The 18,042-nt window shown below is 45.7% G+C and carries 14 protein-coding genes; 13 read left to right on the forward strand and 1 reads right to left on the reverse strand.

The genetic code is table 11. From position 1 onward, the window contains the following. The first annotated feature begins 328 nt into the window (after positions 1-328). The 4 genes from ACQKE4_RS07840 to ACQKE4_RS07855 all read left to right on the forward strand — a co-directional run bounded on the left by ACQKE4_RS07840 (position 329) and on the right by ACQKE4_RS07855 (position 3,952). Positions 329-1,135: a thymidylate synthase gene (locus tag ACQKE4_RS07840; protein WP_427387777.1), complete on the forward strand. Its 807-nt coding sequence runs from the start codon at positions 329-331 to the stop codon at positions 1,133-1,135. Beyond that, positions 1,132-1,671, forward strand: coding sequence for a dihydrofolate reductase (locus ACQKE4_RS07845; RefSeq protein ID WP_427387698.1), 540 nt, complete (start codon positions 1,132-1,134; stop codon positions 1,669-1,671). The genes ACQKE4_RS07840 and ACQKE4_RS07845 overlap by 4 nt, the downstream gene beginning before the upstream one ends. Before the next feature lie 20 nt (positions 1,672-1,691). After that, positions 1,692-2,588, forward strand: a complete 897-nt coding sequence (locus ACQKE4_RS07850; protein WP_427387699.1) for a ProQ/FINO family protein — start codon at positions 1,692-1,694, stop codon at positions 2,586-2,588. Positions 2,589-2,851: 263 nt separating this feature from the next. Beyond that, on the forward strand, positions 2,852-3,952 hold the full coding sequence (locus ACQKE4_RS07855; protein WP_427387700.1) for a porin: 1,101 nt from the start codon (positions 2,852-2,854) through the stop codon (positions 3,950-3,952). 702 nt (positions 3,953-4,654) lie between these two features. Here the strand turns inward: ACQKE4_RS07855 and ACQKE4_RS07860 are convergent. Next, positions 4,655-6,103 carry a phosphomannomutase gene (locus tag ACQKE4_RS07860; RefSeq protein WP_427387701.1) on the reverse strand — a complete coding sequence of 483 codons (1,449 nt, stop codon included), beginning with the start codon at positions 6,101-6,103 and terminating at the stop codon, positions 4,655-4,657. Positions 6,104-6,663: 560 nt separating this feature from the next. On the opposite strand from ACQKE4_RS07860, the gene ACQKE4_RS07865 reads away from it, so the two are divergent. The 9 genes from ACQKE4_RS07865 to ACQKE4_RS07905 all read left to right on the forward strand — a co-directional run bounded on the left by ACQKE4_RS07865 (position 6,664) and on the right by ACQKE4_RS07905 (position 17,848). Then, complete coding sequence (locus ACQKE4_RS07865; RefSeq protein WP_427387702.1) at positions 6,664-8,076, forward strand: mannose-1-phosphate guanylyltransferase/mannose-6-phosphate isomerase; 1,413 nt, start codon at positions 6,664-6,666, stop codon at positions 8,074-8,076. Between the two features lie 66 nt (positions 8,077-8,142). Next, positions 8,143-9,264: a glycosyltransferase family 4 protein gene (locus ACQKE4_RS07870; RefSeq protein WP_427387703.1), complete on the forward strand. Its 1,122-nt coding sequence runs from the start codon at positions 8,143-8,145 to the stop codon at positions 9,262-9,264. 28 nt (positions 9,265-9,292) lie between these two features. Next, on the forward strand, positions 9,293-10,537 hold the full coding sequence (locus ACQKE4_RS07875; RefSeq protein ID WP_427387778.1) for an oligosaccharide flippase family protein: 1,245 nt from the start codon (positions 9,293-9,295) through the stop codon (positions 10,535-10,537). After that, entirely contained in the window at positions 10,530-11,876 is a 1,347-nt protein-coding gene (locus ACQKE4_RS07880) for an O-antigen ligase family protein (RefSeq protein ID WP_427387704.1), read from the forward strand. Before ACQKE4_RS07875 ends, ACQKE4_RS07880 begins: the two co-directional genes overlap by 8 nt. Then, entirely contained in the window at positions 11,869-12,867 is a 999-nt protein-coding gene (locus tag ACQKE4_RS07885) for a glycosyltransferase family 4 protein (RefSeq protein WP_427387705.1), read from the forward strand. The genes ACQKE4_RS07880 and ACQKE4_RS07885 overlap by 8 nt, the downstream gene beginning before the upstream one ends. Before the next feature lie 39 nt (positions 12,868-12,906). After that, positions 12,907-14,031: a glycosyltransferase family 4 protein gene (locus ACQKE4_RS07890; RefSeq protein ID WP_427387706.1), complete on the forward strand. Its 1,125-nt coding sequence runs from the start codon at positions 12,907-12,909 to the stop codon at positions 14,029-14,031. An 81-nt stretch (positions 14,032-14,112) separates the two neighbouring features. Further along, positions 14,113-15,510 carry an undecaprenyl-phosphate glucose phosphotransferase gene (locus ACQKE4_RS07895; RefSeq protein ID WP_427387707.1) on the forward strand — a complete coding sequence of 466 codons (1,398 nt, stop codon included), beginning with the start codon at positions 14,113-14,115 and terminating at the stop codon, positions 15,508-15,510. 12 nt (positions 15,511-15,522) lie between these two features. Beyond that, entirely contained in the window at positions 15,523-16,536 is a 1,014-nt protein-coding gene (galE, locus tag ACQKE4_RS07900) for a UDP-glucose 4-epimerase GalE (RefSeq protein ID WP_427387708.1), read from the forward strand. 43 nt (positions 16,537-16,579) lie between these two features. Further along, positions 16,580-17,848: an O-antigen ligase family protein gene (locus ACQKE4_RS07905; protein WP_427387709.1), complete on the forward strand. Its 1,269-nt coding sequence runs from the start codon at positions 16,580-16,582 to the stop codon at positions 17,846-17,848. Positions 17,849-18,042 lie beyond the last annotated feature (194 nt).

The following is an 18,042-nucleotide window of genomic DNA, read 5'->3' on the forward strand; positions in this document are numbered from 1 at the left end:
GCGGTGCCGGGGTTGATGCGTTGCCGGTATCGGTAAATGTGCCACCGGGCGCCGTTCCGACGCCTCCCGCGGATGCCTTATACGCTCGTACCTCGCGAGATTCGTTACCACGCGCTACGGTATGTGCACAAAACTGGATCGATAGGCTTTCGTAGCGCGTGGTAAGCGAAGCGCACCCGCAGCGGCGGCCCGGCGCGGAAGCAGCGCGAAGCGGTGCCGGGGTTGTCGAATTGCACTGACTGGGCAGCACCGCTAGACCGAGCCGCTATGGCAGCCTAGAATAAACCGCTATACCGCCTGTTAATTTGGAATTTCTGTGACTGCCACAATGCCCGCGCTTGAGCAACCCTATTTAGATTTGATGCAAACCGTCTTGGATCATGGCGTTGACCGCCATGACCGTACTGGCGTTGGCACGCGCTCCGTATTTGGCCATCAAATGCGCTTTGATTTGTCCCGGGGTTTTCCACTGCTGACAACCAAAAAGCTCCACCTGCGCTCTATCATCCATGAGCTGCTATGGTTTCTGAAAGGCGATACCAATATTGGTTACCTGAAAGAGAATGGCGTACGCATTTGGGACGACTGGGCAGACGAAAATGGTGACCTGGGGCCTGTCTATGGCTACCAGTGGCGCAGTTGGCCCGACCCCAAAGGCGGAAGCGTTGACCAAATTGCCAAAGTGCTGCAACAAATCCGTACCAATCCGCAGTCGCGTCGTTTAATTGTCTCAGCATGGAACCCGGCCCAGGTAGATGAAATGCAACTGCCGCCGTGCCACTGCCTGTTCCAGTTCTACGTTGCTAATGGAAAGCTCTCGTGCCAGTTGTATCAACGCAGCGCTGATATCTTCCTGGGTGTACCGTTTAATATCGCCAGCTACGCCTTGCTGCTCACCATGGTGGCCCAGGTCACTGGTCTAAAACCCGGTGAATTTATTCACACCTTGGGTGATGCTCACCTGTACAGTAACCACATAGAGCAAGCCAAGGAGCAACTAACGCGCACGCCCAATGCTGCGCCACAGTTAGTGCTTAATCCTGAAATAGATGACTTGTTCGCGTTTCGCTTCGAAGATATTCATATTGATGCCTACGACGCCCATCCGCATATTAAAGCTGAGGTCGCGGTATGAGCCAGCAACACGATTCGTTTGACTCCTTAGTGCCGGTGGCAATGATTGTTGCCATGGCAAAAAACCGAGTAATCGGTGTTGAAGGCAAGCTACCCTGGTACTTGCCTGAAGATTTAAAGTTCTTCAAGCGTATTACCCAAGCAAAACCACTGGTAATGGGGCGTAAAACGTTTACCTCGATTGGCAAAGCGCTGCCAAACAGGCTAAACGTAGTGGTGACTCGCAACGCAGAGTTTTCACATGAAAGCGTACGTTTATGCCATGATTTACCAGCAGCACTGGCCCTGGCAGACCAACATGCCACCATAGAAGCCGCAGAAGAGATTATGGTAATGGGCGGCGGTGAGATATACCGTCAGGCGTTACCCTTTGCCCAGCGTCTATACATAACAGAAGTGGATATCGAAGTAGAAGGCGACGCCACGTTTCCTGAAATCGATCACCAAGCGTGGCGCGAAGTGCAGCGAGTAGCAGGGCAGCCAGCCGAAGGGCAGCCAAACTACGATTTCGTAGTCTACGAGCGCACCGCCGACTGAAAAGGTCAAAGGAGAAGGCTATGGCCGCCAGCTTAATGAATATGTTAGATAATTTAGAAGCGCGTCTTGAACGCACACAAGCTGAGCTGCAAGCCCTGCGCGAAGAAAATCAGCGGCTAAAACAGCAGTTGGGAGATCAAGCCGCCCCGCTTGCTGACACCGAGAGTGAAGGCTCACGTGCAAGCGAGCTCGAAAGTGCTCGTGAAAGCACTGATGAAAATAAGCCTAACAATGAAATAGAAAGCCCAGCGGTTGAAGAAGCTCCTGCGGCTGAAGAAGCCCTGGCTATTGAAAAAACGGCCCCGGTAGAAGCAGCTTCGCCGGCGCAAACGCCAGAACCTGAAGTGCCGGATAAAGCCGAAGTAACGCCAGAGATTAAGGCGAAAGAGCCCCCGCCTGCAGTAGCAAAATTACCTTCACCCAATGCGTTGCTAAACACTTGGTATGAACGCTACCCAAAAGCGTTCTTTAAGGGCCATACTAAGCCCCTGAAGATAGGAATTCATCAAGACCTTGCTGAGCGAGAAGAGTGGCCAAATAAGTTGATTCGTAGAGCGCTAGCCAACTACGTGAATCTGCCTCGCTACATCAAAGCAGTACGAGCAGGGGCAGAAAGAGTTGATTTGGATGGCCTTCCCGCAGGAAAGGTTGATAAAGATGCTGCATCTCATGCAGCAGAAAAGCGTAGTGATCAACAAGTGGCTGGTCAGTCAGTACAACAGCCAGCTCAAAATGCCTCAGCCACAAAAAAAACGGAACATCATAAGCAGCGTAAAGCGCAGGTGATGGCTAATATGGCCAACAAACCCCGCCCTGAAGGGGTGAAACAACCTGAGCCGGAAAAGCGTGAACCACGCAAGCAACTAAGCATGGAAGATAAATTAATTGGTCTACAGCAGAAATTTAAAGGCCGCTGAGACCCAGTGATAGCGCATGGGTTCCATAAAAAAGCGCAAATAGTAAAGAAACACTGTTTTTTTCTATTGCGTTCAATGGAATCCCAGTATAGAGTTTGTCTTGCGAGCATTGGACTATAACAAGGCTTAGTTGAGGACATGCCGCATACCACCGGGAAAAACCGGCGGATGGCAGAAGAGCATGGCCCGCAAAAGCCACCTGCTGACTTACTAAAGTCGAGCAGCAACGATCGAAACAGTATACGAGTTAAGGAACTTACATCATGAAAAAGACACTTTTAGCGACTGCTATCATCGGCGCCCTGGGTGCCTCTGCCGCAGCGCAAGCAGCAACCGTTTATGACCAAGACGGCACCAGGCTTGACGTCTATGGCCGTATCGCCATGGGTGTTGCTGGTGGCGGCCCCGAGTACAACAATGCCGGCGAGAAAATCGATGATGGCGCTGAATTCGTAGACGTTTTCTCACGTCTTGGCCTGCGCATGAGCCATGAAGTTTCTCGCGACCTGACTGCTTTCGGTCGTCTCGAGTGGCGCTTCCGTGCTGATGAATCTGGTAACCGCAACGGTAACGACTTTGATGCTTTCTCTGAAACGCGCCAAGCATACCTGGGTTTGCAGAGCGATCAGTTCGGTACCTTCCAAGCGGGTAACTTCGACAGCTTCTACAACCAGTTCGTTTCACTGCCGTTCGATTGGGAAATTGACCGTGGTTTAGAATTCGCTGGCCACCCGAAACAGTCACGTGGTGACTCTATCGGTTACTACACGCCTGAGCTGCAGGGCTTCACTGCATTCTTGCAACTCAAGCATTACAGCGAGCGTGGTTTGCTCGAAGGCGAAGATCGTTTAAATGCAGATGGTGAAGTTGTTGGTACAAGCGAAGAAGGCAGCGTACTCGCCCCGCAAGGTGGTGTTCGTTACGCACAAGGCCCGATCACCATTGGTTTAGGCTTTGTTGACGACGTTAAGCGTGGCGGCGGTAACGGCGAAATGCTGTACGGCCTGATCGGTTCTTACGACATCACTGACCAGTTTACTGCACGTCTGGGCTATGAAACTCGTGACAATAACAGCAGTTACACGCCGGGTGTTACTGACGAAAACGGCTACGACAAAATTGGTGTAGGCGGTACTTACACTACTGGCCCTTGGGCGTTCGCAGCTGACTACTACAATGTAGAGCGTGATGGTATGGACAACAGTAATGCATGGGTGCTGGGCTCTTACTACAAAGTTTCCAGCAGCTTTGACGTTTTCCTTGAGGTGAACGACGGCGATGCACCGAGCGTTGATCGTGATACCACTCTTGGTGACCTGACTGACGACGTATACTGGCTGACAGGCGCTCGTTACCACTTCTAAGCCTGGTTTAAATACCACGCTTCAAGTGTAATTGCCTAGCAGAACCAAACGAACCGGCCCCGAAAGGGGTCGGTTTTTTTATGCGACGATGTTCAGCCGATTAGAATGGCGCTTTACCGTTGATGAACGCAATAATACCGCTCAAGCACTACAGCGAGCGTGGGCTTACAACGATTGAGCAACGTATCGAGGGTGATTTAGTAGCCACCCAAGGGGGCGTGCGTTACAAGCAAGGCCCTTTTAAAGTGGGCTTGGGTGCGGTAGAAACGTTGTACGCGGCGGTGGTAATGGTGAGATGCAATCGGCGCATACGACATAACCGATCAGTTCACGGCACGCCTCGGCACAGAGACTCAAGATAACAACGAGACCTATGGGGCGGTTTTGACACCATAGGATTGGGCGGCACTTATGCCACAGGCCCTTGGGTCTTCAACGCGGATGTCTACAACGTTAACCGGGACAATCAAAGCGACAGCAACGCCTGGGTAGCAGGGACCTACTAAAAGGTTTCTAGTGCTTTTGATGTGTTTGTAGAGCTTGCCAAAGGCGATGAGGCGAGCATACGACACGAAAGCTCAGCGGATAGAATGTATTGGCTGGCAGGAGCTAGATATCATTTATAGTAATATATTTAAAGTAAATTGGAGTGAGTTGGTAAGAAAACTGGCCTTAATAAGGCCAGTTTTTGTATAACAATCGCTACTCAAAATCGGAATGGTTCAATTTTATAAGCTGGTCTAAGCAGTGCTTCCTTAAGCTACTAGCAGCTTCTTGTGAGCTTGATTCACAGTAGCAGCGAAACTCGGGTGCATTACCCGAAGGGCGTACATGTACAATATCACCGTTTTGCAGAATGGCACGTAAACCATCCGTTGTATCGATCTCAAGAATAGACGCTGGCAAAGATAACGCCTCTTCCATCATTAGAGGGGTGCATTGCCAGTTGGCTATTAACGCTTTGCTGCGTTCGATAGGGAAGTTTTGCACTCGATCACTTTCAGTGTAGCGGCGAGGTAGACCTGCAATTAGAGTAGAAATTGCTACGCCTTGCCTTGCTGCAGCAACCATCACTGACAAAGCCGGAAGGAGTGCATCGCGTGTGGGAAGAGCGGATAGATGGCGATTATCCGAATGAAGTTCACTCTCTAGTAAAAAGCCGCCATTTGCTTCGAATCCAGCCACTCTGGAGTATTGTTCAGCTAACTTGGCCATGCCAGATAACACAAATGGGGAGCCAATTCGGGTTCTTTCAACATGCGTAAAAGCCTGGCAAAGCTCGATAGCCGTATTACAGCTAATAGGAACAGCAAGTGCTTCAATGCCTAATGTTTGTGCGCATAAAAGACCTAAAATATCACCGCGTTGCCAAGTACCACTCTCATCGGCTAACAGTGGCCGATCTCCATCACCATCTGTCGAAAGAAGAGTATTTAAACAATGCTCGCGTGCCCAGCTCTGTCCTAATACCTGGTCCTCTTCGCTGACAGCTTCAGTGTCGACAGGCACAAAGCTCTCACTTCGCCCTAATGTTACAACCTCAGCCCCAAGGGCTGATAAAATTTGGACATTAAGATCGCGGCCTGCGGCAGAATGCTGATACAACCCTACTTTCCAACCAGCGAGCGGTGAGCCAGAAAACCAGCATGTAAAGCGTTCTAAGTAGCGCTGGTTAGCTGCATCGGAAGCAGGTGGAAGAACATTATCTGTGATAGAGGGTAAGGGCGTTTCTGCATTTAATATGTCGTGCTCATTGGCTTTAGTTATTTCGCCATCTGGGCGATAAAACTTGATACCGTTGCGATCAAAGGGGATATGACTACCCGTAATCATTATAGCGGGAACGTGATTTGCCATGGCCTGTAAAGCGAGAGCAGGAGTAGGGAGAACACCATAGTAATCAATCTTTAGCCCAGTGGCACTGGCTGCATTAGCGCAAGCGGCTGCCATTTTAGGGCTGCTAGGTCGTCGATCAATGCCAATGGCAATACGATCAAATGTAAAAGTTGATTGCATCGTAGAAATGAAAGCGATGGTGAAAGCCGCGCAGACTTCATCACTGAATTGCTCAATGAGGCCGCGTGCTCCGCTGGTTCCAAATGAAATGCCGCTTTCTGCAATGATAGAAGAAACCAACTTATGGGTCGTCAAAGCCTTCTCCACGTGATTAAGGGGGATAAGTCCAATATATAGAATAATTTTGGCATTAATATTCGGTTGAAAACAGTCAGTGATCATACAAAGTCAGGTTATATTTTTACCTGCTCGCTGAATCTGCGTTGAATCTACAACTCAGGTCGTATAGGATTTGCAACGACATGGAGCTTAGTTGATGTCGTTGACAACGTAAAAGGAAAGTCATCGAAATGCCTACTTGTGCAAGGAATGCTACTGCAATGTGCCTACCCGATCTAGATGCTTCTACCTATTCTCTTGTTTTGAGAGATCCCGAGAAAATGTGATCTGTTGTTGAATAGCAAGAGATATAGCACTTGCTTATCTTCCCTTTTTTTAAAAAAGATTAGTAAGTGTTAAAAAAATAACGCTTTTCCTTGATATACGTGCTGTTTAGAAAACGGTATTTTTTTGCAGACTAGTCAACACTATACGAAGTAATGCCACATTCCACGATAAATATCAGTATAACAGGCTGGCACTGACTAGTAGGCTAGCGACTAAGATAGACGGTGAAGACAATGTTAGAGAATACCATGAAAATAACTCCGATCATTTTGGCAGGTGGTAGTGGTACGCGACTTTGGCCGCTTTCGCGACGTCTACATCCCAAGCAGTTTCTTGCTTTAACAAGCCAGCATTCAATGCTGCAAGAGACATTGAGTCGTCTAGAGGGCTTGCACTGCGAAGCTCCTATTATTATCTGCAATGAAGAACACCGTTTCTTGGTCGCAGAGCAGTTGCGTGATATTGGTGTGCAGGACGCAGATATTTTATTAGAACCCGAAGGTCGAAACACGGCTCCAGCTATTGCATTGGGTGCATTACAAGCTGAAAAGCGAGCCCCAGGCCAAAAGTCACTACTCCTGATATTGGCTGCAGACCATGTAATAGAAAATATAGATGCGCTACATAATGCCATTATACAAGCTGCCGCTCTGGCAAGTGCTGGCTCATTGGTCACCTTTGGGATCGTGCCTACGTGTGCTGAAACAGGATATGGCTATATTCAGAGTGGAGAAAAGTTGGGTGAGCATGGGCATCGCGTAGAACAGTTTGTTGAAAAACCTGATAAAGAAACTGCTGAACAATATATCGCGTCTGGAGATTACCTCTGGAATAGCGGTATGTTCCTTATGCGCTCTGATACGTATCTGGAAGCTCTAAAACGCCAGGCGCCTTCTATTCAAAATGCCTGTGAGCAGGCGATGGCAGGTGCCCAGGAAGACCTAGACTTTGTACGTATTGATAAGCAGCCGTTTTTATCCAGTCCAAATGACTCGATTGATTATGCTGTAATGGAGAAAGAGTCACAAGTAGCCGTAGTTCCGCTGGATGCAGGTTGGAGTGATGTAGGGTCGTGGTCTGCGCTATGGGAAGTAAGTGAAAAAGACGGTTCTAATAATGTGAGAAACGGCGACGTTTTATTAGAACATACTCAGAATTGTCTAGTGCATTCTAGTCATCGCTTAGTGGCTACAGTAGGCGTTGAGGACCTGATCATTGTAGAAACCAAAGATGCTGTTTTGGTGGCCAGTAAGCGAGAAGATCAACGTGTAAAACAGATCGTTGAGCATTTGAAGCAGAATAACCGTAGTGAACTAAGTGCCCACCGTGAAGTTTATCGGCCGTGGGGTAAGTACGACTCTGTTGATATGTCCACACGGTATCAGGTTAAACGAATTACTGTTAACCCAGGACAAAAACTGTCAATACAAATGCATCATCACCGGGCAGAGCACTGGATTGTGGTTTCGGGTACTGCGCGTGTTGGTATTAACGATGAAGAAGTGTTGCTCAGTGAGAACCAGTCTGTCTATATACCCCTTGGCGCAAAGCATTTTCTGGAAAATCCAGGAAAGATTCCATTAGAGGTTATTGAAGTGCAGTCAGGTGCTTATTTAGGCGAAGATGACATTGTTCGGTTCGAAGATGTGTATGGGCGCTAGTCGGTGAAAGATAGTTATTAGAAAGCAACTCAGGTGGAAGGTGTTTTTAGTTTCAGGTGCAACACGATGAGCTATATTCCAGAAAAAGAAGAGGGTCTTCAGGTTGGCATTGATGCACGGGTCCTTGATGGCAATATGACTGGTGTGGGTCGGTATGTTTCCGAGATTTGTAAATGCTTGGATAGATTAATGCCAATTGCCACGTTTGTCTTATTTTCTAATCGCCCCATTAAATGGGAGGCACCAAGTGCGCGCTGGATTAAGAAAGTTGATTCCAGGTGGTCGACCGTGTCTTCTTTAGTATGGTTAAAATTTTTCTCAGCAAAATTTATTGAAAAAACGCCCATCGACGTTTTTTGGGGCGGTGCTCACTTTTTGCCTGGAATAAAAGTACCGTGTGTACTAACGGTGCATGATTTTGTGCATATCTATGCGCCTGAAACAATGCCGCTAAAATTTCTTTGGGGACATAAGCTTTTTATGTCTCACGATATCAAAAAAGCTAAGAGTGTTATTTGTGTATCGGAAGGTACACTGTCTAGGCTAAAGCAGGCGGTAGGCTATTTACCTAGCTGTGAAATAGCATCGCCCGCCGTCTCAAATCTGTTTCAGAGAGTAACTCAGCAAGAAATACAAGCGTTAAAGCTTAAATATTCATTAGGGGATAAGTTCCTCTTAATGGTGGCGACCGCAGAGCCAAGGAAAAATATCGAGAAAACAGTTAAAGTTTTCAATGAATTAAAACAATCAGGAAAAATGAAAGATATCACGCTGATATTAGTCGGTAGTGCGGGTTGGAAGAATAAAAAAATCAAGGAGCGTATTGACGCTAGTGAGGGGGTGTATGCAGTAGGGTATGTGCCTGATAAAGAGCTACCTGCTTTCTATAGCGCGGCGGATAGTTTTCTCTTTTTTTCTTCTTATGAGGGTTTTGGCATGCCGGTACGGGAAGCCTTAAGTTGCCAAACCTCTGTGTTAGCTGCAGATATACCTGAGATACGTGAAGCGGGTGGGCAATATGCCAGTTACTTTAAGCCTAATGAAGAAGGTATTAAAAATGCCCTTTATATGTATATGGAAAAAAATATTAATAACATTGAAATCCGACCCTGCTACCCCAGTTGGAAAAATACAGCCAGAGTTTATGCTACCCATTTTGAAAGAGCTGCTTTAATGGTTAATATTTAATATGAGATTTTTAGCGATTAAGCGAGCAATGTCCCATCGATTGTTTCGAAATTCATTTGCGCTATTTATTTTACAAATTGTGAATTACCTCGCGCCACTTCTAGTATTACCTTATCTAAGTCGTACGTTAAGTGTTGAAGAGTTTGGCGTAGTGGCAATTACATTGGCAGCTATTCAATTATCTCAAATTATCACAGACTATGGTTTTACTTATTATGCACCATACAAAATATCTACTAACCGTGAAAATTCCGGTGTAATATCAGAGCTAATTTCAAGAATTTTTAGTGCTAAGATAGTATTGGTATTGCTTGTTATTGGTGCGGCGCTAGTCTTTTTATCAATGTCATCTGACTTTAATTCATATCTTGTCTATTTCTTGTTTGCAAGTTTAGCTGTTGTGGCTCAAGCATATCAGCCTATTTGGTTTTTTCAGGGCATTGAAAAAATGAAGAAGGTTACGATTTATACTACAACTGCCAAAATGTCCTACGTCGTCCTGGTTTATTTATTTATTAATCGAGAAGGGGATGGAGCATATGTCATCTTGGCATGGAGTGCTGCGCAAGCATTGGGTACTTATATAGCCATTCGTGAAATGCGAAAAGAAGGGTGTCGTCTTCAATGGCGAATTAAAGGTGTCATAACCGTGTTGTTACAAGCGCAGGGTTTTTTTTGGGCGCGCCTTTCAGCGTCAATGTATTCATCTTCAAATTCATTAATTGTTGGCTGGCTTTTTGGGCCCACGCAGTCTGCCTATTATAATGTATCTGAACAAATTTTTAAGGTTTGTATATTTGCTCCCGTTCCTATTAACCAAGCGATATACCCCTATATGGCTAGGGAAAAAAACTGGCGTGTTTTCTTTGGTGTTTTATTCGGCGTGTCAATATGTATGCTTCTTGGAAGTACCTTTGTCTATGTGTTTGCCTCGGATATAATCAGGATATTATTTGGTGAGCAGTACGCAGCAGCCACTGATGTTGTTCGGATATTAATGATTGCTGTTGTTTTGAATTATTTCTCAGCTAATCTGGGCTATCCTCTATTTGCTGCACTAGGACGAGCTAATCTGGCTAATGGACCTATCATACTATGTGCTATTTTATACTTGATTTATATAGGTTGGCTTTATCTGACCGGGCGGGGTGATAGCTCTTGGATTGCCTGGGGCGTTGTCGGGGTCGAAATAGTCATGTTTATATCTAATATCTTATTAGCTTTAATGCTTGTTTTGCAAAACAAGCGCAAGGCAGGAAGTTATCATGAATAATGTCAGATATAACCCAAATCGTTTTTTGTGGGGCGGGTTGGTATTGTTTGTAGCCGTCGCAAATGATTTGATAGCGATTTCTATAGGCTTTGAGTTAAAGCTGGGTTTTATAATGCTAGTTTTTTTTGCCTTGATCATTTGGCTAACCATCATTGCCTCAGTATCTCCTACTTATTATTTTGATAAAAACGACGTCCCTATATTGATTTGGGCATTACTTGCCGTTGTACTATGTGTAATAAACGGTGGTATTCGCAATTATGTGTATACAGCGGCCCTGCTTGTTTATCTGGGCATGGTGTTAGGAGCAAAAGCACCTTGGCTGGGAATGTTAAAGTTTCGAGTTTTCGATCTTTACCTTTTGTCGGGTATTATTATTTCTGCCATAGGAATAGGACAGTTTTTAATAGCTTTACTCGGCTTGGGCGATATGTTTTTTGTTCAGCAGTGGTGGTATGAAGGGGCGATCGCCCGTGTTAATGGATTAATGTACGAGCCATCTTATTATGCATTGGTTGTTTTTCCATATTTTTTATTATCTTTTTTTCTGCTTAATGATGAAAGATTGAATAGTAAACGTAATCATATTACCCATTGTTTATTTTACTGTTCTGCATTTTCACTTATCCTTAGTTCTTCAAGGCTTGCACTTGTAGCAGTCATGTTAGCCATGCCAAGTGTCGCAATTTACAGGTTTATTGTATTGCCTTCAACGAGACGATACTGGAAAGGAGATATCTGTCGTTTTATCGGTTTTATTTGTGTTACCGTTCTATTTTTTATAATAGTAAGTTTTTCTGTTGACTATCTGGCAAAACGGCCGGTGACGCAAAATACCCCCCAGGTTGAAACGCATATACGTCAAAGTGTGATGAATGGTACTGGGATAGGGGGAACTGCAGATCATTCTGTTAGTATACGACGTCAAGACATGCTGGATACAGTAGAATTAGCCAGCCAGCACCTTTGGGTAGGCGTGGGTATGGGCAACGTAGCGAAGGGTATTGCATACAATAAGGGTATCAGTAATCCTACAAGTGAAGATATAAGAGCTAATGAGGGTCTGGTTCCAATACTTGAAATTACTGCAGCAACAGGAGTAGTTGGGATCGCTCTCTTTTTAGGTTGGCTATTATGGACGACTGTGCCTCATTTATTAAAAAAGCCCATGACTGAAAGTGAGCTGTTAAAAACCGGTATGTGTATAGCTGTGTTAGGTCAATTTCTATTAATGCAGGGTAATCAGAACATACTACGTATGTATTTCTGGGTAACATTATTTATTTTAATGATTTTTAACTATGCAGAAAAAAAGAAATTGAGAGTGAAAAATGAATAAATTGGTTTGTGTCGCAGATCAACGCTGGATTGGGCCACATGGTATTGGCCGGTTTGCAACCGAAGTATTATCGCGCCTGGAATACACGCCTCTCGCGGCTGCGGGAAACCCAGCCGCTCCTCTGGATGGTATTAAAAGCGGAATGGCGTTGAGGCTTAAGCATAAATCAGCCGGTTGCTTCTTTACGCCTGGCTACAATCCACCACTAGCAGCAAATATGCCAGTTTTTATGACGCTGCACGATCTTATTCACTTGGATGTAGAGCAAGAAAGCTCTTACTTGAAGCGTGCTTATTACCAAAAATTAATCCTGCCTGCTGTTAAGAAGGCAGCCTGTGTATTTACAGTATCGACTTACTCAAAGAACCGAATCGTGGAATGGGCGGGGATCGATCCTGATAAGGTCGTCGCGGTAGGGAATGGAGTGGACCCTATCTTTACAGAAAACCAACGGGCACATACCCTTGATGAGCCATATTTTCTCTATGTGGGAAACCAAAAACCGCATAAGAATACAGAATTTATGATAAGAGCCTTCGCCAAAAGTGGCGTGCGGAATAATTTCTTACTAGTACTGAGCGGTCAGTTCTCAGATGCCGTCAGTACGCTTGTCGATCAATTGGGTATAACTGATCGAGTGAAAGCGGTAGGCTTTATCGAGGAGAGTGACTTGCCCGCTTGGTATCGTGGTGCTAGCGCACTTATCATGCCTTCGCTTTATGAAGGGTTTGGTCTGCCGGTGATCGAAGCGATGGCTTCTAATACGCTTGTTCTCAGCAGCAACCGTACCTCTTTACCTGAGGTGGCCGGGGATGCAGCTTATTATTTTGATCCTACCAATGAGCAACAGCTCATTGAGGCATTCAATTTTGCCTCTAACCTAGAAAACGGTAAAGCGTTGCGTGCACATGGCATTATGCAGGCCCAAAAATATAAATGGGATGACGTTGCTAATAAAATCAAAAGCAGCCTTAGCGCTTTTACAAGTTAAGTAAACAGCTTGAACGGATGTGGCAGATCGAGGGAGAGTATGAAAGTTGCGATAGTTAGTGACTGGCTAGTGTCTTATGCCGGTTCTGAGAAGGTTGAAGAAGCTATCTTAGAGCTGTTTGCCGATGCGGACATTTACACCAATATTTACAATGCTGAAGCATTTAAAGATACTGGTTTTGAAAACCGCAACATAACGCAATCCTTTATTGCCAAGTTGCCTGGTGCGAAGAGGCACTATCAAAAATATTTGGCGCTGATGCCTTATGCCGTAGAGCAGCTTGACCTTTCGCGCTACGACTTAATTATTTCAAGCTCACACGCGGTTGCCAAAGGGGTAATCACTGGGCCTGATCAACTGCATATTTGTTACTGCCATACACCCATACGCTACGCATGGGATTTTCAGCATCAATACCTGGCTGATTCAGGTATGGCAAAAGGCTTAAAAAGCAACGTGGCTCGCTATCTGCTTCACCGCTTAAGGCTTTGGGACTATCGGACATCAAATGGAGTGGATCACTTCATTGCCAATTCCCGTTACATTGCTCGGCGAATTAATAAGGTATACCGCCGTAAAGCAAGCGTTATATATCCCAATGTGGATGTAGACAACTTCAATCTGCATGAGCAGAAAGAGGATTTTTACCTGGCGGCTTCTCGCTTGGTCCCCTATAAGCGAATCAGCCTGATTGTTGAAGCATTCACTAAAATGCCGGATAAAAAGCTAGTCGTGATAGGAACCGGCGAACAAGCGGAAAAAATTAAACAAATGCTGACGCCTAATATTACTTTCCTAGGTTATCAGCCTACCGAGACATTGAAATCTTATATGCAGCGTGCTAGGGCGTTTATTTTTGCAGCTGAAGAAGATTTTGGAATTATGCCTATTGAGGCGCAGGCTTGCGGTACGCCCGTAATCGCTTATGGCCGAGGGGGAGCGCTAGAGACCGTTCGTAACGGAGAAACTGGCATTCATTTTTTTGAGCAAACCAGTGCTGCCATACAGCAAAGCGTTGAGCAATTTGAGTTCAAAGGTATTACCTTCGACGCTCAAGCCATTCGTCATCACGCAGAACAGTTTTCTGAAATGCGATTTAGGCAGGAAATGAGTGCTTTTGTATATACTAAGTGGAACGAATTTATTGTGCAGAGAGGCTTTTGATTGCCCCTTTGGCAATAGCTGTTTGAACGATAGACATTTTATTAAGAAATAGGCAAATTAATTGACCAGCTTGGAATATACATGTCCTTATTAAATCAGCGGCCTCTACGCCGTAATTACGACTGGCTGTCATCCGTTATATTTCGCAGTGTGGATCTTTTTTCTGTACTGCTTGCGGGTTGGCTAGCCTATGTACTTCGTTTCGATACATGGACTATTGTTGAAGAGCGTTATAATTGGGCCATTTTGTTCGGCGGCCTGTTACAGATATGGCTATTTCCTAACTGTGGGCTTTATCGCTCTTGGCGAGGGCATTTGTGGACAGTCTTTTCCACACGACTGATCGGTATTTACCTATTGTGGTGCGTCAGCATCATGATCATCATGTTTGTTTTTCAGCTGTTCGACTTTTCTCGCTTATGGTTTTTTGGATGGGTAGCGTTAGCGACAACATTCTCACTTTTGTTGCGCTGGGCCGCCTATCCATTTGTAAAACGATTACGAGCTCAGGGCAAAAATCGTCGTAGTGTATTGCTGATAGGCGATGCTGCGTCTTGCCGTAATGCTTACTATTCGTTACGCCGAGACCCAGGACAGGGTTTTTACATCACCCGTGTACTGGTGGTCGATTACCGTTTACCCAAACGTTTAACAAAATATAAAGGTGTCGTTGAAAACTACGACGCCAGTAAGCGAGTTCACGTAGAAGAGCAGGAAGTATGGATATGCTTACCGCTTTCCAGAGGCTATGAAGCGCAAGAAATCATCAATTCGCTGGATACGGTGACCGCTAATATACGTCTGCTGCCCAATATGTCGGATTTACGATTGATCAATCACAGCACCGATAATATCGCTGGCATGCATTTGATTAATGTTAGCTGCTCGCCAATGACAGGGTGGAGTCGTTTCAAAAAGCGCTGCTTAGACGTCACCCTGTCTTCCATCATTTTATTGATGATTTTGCCGTTGCTATTCATTGTGGCCATTGGCGTTAAGCTAAGTTCTCCCGGTCCCATTTTCTATCGACAGGAGCGAGTTAGCTGGAACGGAACCCCTTTTTGGATGCTGAAATTCCGTTCAATGCCTGCTGATTCGGAAAAAGGTGGTGTGCAATGGGGAAATGCGAAAGGTAAAAAGGTAACACGTTTTGGAAGGTTTATTCGGCGAACGAGTCTTGATGAACTGCCACAGTTTATTAATGTGTTAAAAGGCGATATGTCCATCGTGGGCCCAAGACCTGAAAGAACCGTATTTGTAAAACAGTTTCAGCACGAAATACCAGGCTATATGCAGAAGCACCTAGTTAAAGCGGGTATAACAGGATGGGCACAGATCAACGGCTGGCGTGGTGATACGAGCTTGGAAAAGCGTATTGAATTTGACCTTTGGTACATCGACAATTGGTCAGTATGGCTTGATTTACGTATCGTACTGCTAACAATTTTTAAAGGCTTTGTGAATAAAAATGCTTATTGATAAGATAATTATATGATTTTGTTGACAGGTGGCACGGGCTATATTGGTTCTCATATTGCTGTAGAGCTGCTTCAGGCTGGCCATGATGTGGCTATTTTGGACAACTTTTCTAACAGCGACGAGACGGTGATTGAACGCATCGAGAGTATCACTGAGCGTGAGGTTATTTTATATCGCGGAGATGTTCGTGATACGTTGCTACTGACCTCTATTTTCCAATCGCATGACATCGAATCTGTTATTCATTGTGCTGGGTTGAAGGCGGTGGGTGAGAGCGTAAAGGATCCATTAGCATATTATGATGTTAATGTTTATGGCAGTGTTACGCTATGCTATGCTATGCAGCAAGCGGGTGTTAAGCAGCTTTTGTTCAGCTCTTCAGCGACGATTTATGGGGTCAATGCTCAACCTCCTTATACAGAAACAATGGCCAGAGGGGAGTCGAGTAGCCCCTATGGTACGTCGAAAGGTATGGTGGAAAAATTACTTGAGGATCTAAGCGACAGCGACCCCCAATGGTCGATTGCGGTGTTGCGCTATTTTAACCCTATTGGTGCACACCCTTCTGGCTTGATAGGTGAACTACCTCAAGGCACTCCTAATAATTTAATGCCCTACATAAGCCAAGTCGCTGCCGGTCTGTTGCCAGAGCTATTAATTTACGGAAACGACTATCCAACGAAAGATGGCACCTGTGTGCGTGACTACCTGCATGTAACAGATTTAGCCGTTGGCCATAGAATGGCGGTAGCTGCGCTTAAAAAGCCAGGAGTCAACTACTTCAATTTAGGAACCGGAAGTGGTATTTCTGTAAACGAAATGGTCGAAGCGTTTGTATCTGCTACTGGGATGAACGTGCCTTATCGCTTTGCCCCTAGGCGAGAAGGCGATTTAGGAGCTTTTTGGGCATGTTCTAAAAAAGCTGAGCGTGAATTAGAGTGGCGGGCGGAAAAGACGCTTGAGGATATGATGGTCGATACGTGGCGTTGGCAACAGTTCTCTACTAAGACCAAGCGTAGTCATTAGCTTTATTCAGTTGTGATGGCAGCGTATTAACAGGAAATTTGATTTGAAGCTTTCTATGAATTCACGCTTTTTAAATGTGCCAAGCGATTTTCCTCGATTGTACACCAGTCTTGCCGTTTTCCTCTTTGGGGCCTGTTCACTGATAATTCCCAGTGGTTATTCACTTGGGGCAGTGCTACTGCTACTGGGTGGTCTTGGTTTGCTGATCACCTTGCGCGTACCGCGGCTAACTAGAAATGACGCTTGGATAGTGGCTTCGCTGGTTGCTTACGCTGCGGTTACATTTGCGGAAGTCTGGTGGGACGGGCAAGGAAGTAGAGGGCTAGATAAGCCTAGCCGTTTTATTCTTGCGGTTCCTGCGCTTTGGTGGGTACTTCGTTTTCCTCCCAAATTAACTTTTTTATGGAGCGGCCTAACCGTTGGTGCAATTGCTGCGGGCACTTGGGCCGGATGGCAGAAGTTATTCGAGGGAGTAGAGCGCGCTCAGGGTTACACGCATGTTATCCAGTTTGGCAATTTAAGCATGCTATTGGGGGTGCTTTGCCTGGCGGGGCTTGGGTGGGCCGCAGTTCAGCGTCATCGCCGCGGATGGGTATGTTTATTACTTATAGGGGCAGGGGCAGGTATTCTTGGATCACTGTTCTCAGGAAGTCGTGGTGGTTGGGTAGGCTTTCCGATTGTATTGCTGGTTTTATACCGCGCATACGGCAGAAACTTAGCTACAAGTTTAAAAGTGTTAGCGTTATCCACCGTGTTAGTAGGGGCATTGATTGTGTATGCCGTTCCTCAAATCGGTGTACAAGGACGTGTTCACCAAGCATTTACTGATGTAAATCTCTATATCTCAGGTGAAAATCGTACTTCATCTGTGGGCGCGCGCTTTGAAATGTGGCGTGGCGCAGCATATCTCATTCAAGAAAAGCCGCTGTTAGGCTGGGGATATAATGGCTACAAACAGGAAATGGGATCGTTAGCAGAACAGGGCATCATACATCCTGATATAGCTCAATATGGGCACGCGCATAATGAGTTCATTGATGCTTTTGCTAAGCGGGGTCTGTTGGGGCTAGCTGCGCTGTTTGCGCTATATTTAATTCCTTTGCGGTTGTTTTCTAAAGGTCTTTCCGCAGAATGCCTATCAACGCGAGCATTAGCCACTGCGGGTGTATTATTGCCTGTGACTTATATAGATTTTGGCCTGTCACAAGTGTTCCTCACCCACAACAGTGGGGTCATGATGTATGCTTTTCTGTTGGCCATTTTGTGGGGAATACACTCCGCTCTACACCGACAAAACACACCGCATAGTTAAAGTGACGGCAGGGCGAATGATGCCTTTGTTGAACCTATAGCGGCGCTGCTGCTCTTAATAGAACCGATCATTGAAAAATGATCGGTTTTTTGTTTTATAAGATGCATTTTTTAAGTATAGTGAGCACCCTTAGAAATAGAGAGTGGGTGTAGAGGCTGAGACGTTAATCCCCTACAATGGCCGCTTGGTGCAAT

Origin of the sequence: Halomonas sp. NPDC076908 (assembly GCF_050269715.1) — a bacterium.
Taxonomy (GTDB): domain Bacteria; phylum Pseudomonadota; class Gammaproteobacteria; order Pseudomonadales; family Halomonadaceae; genus Vreelandella.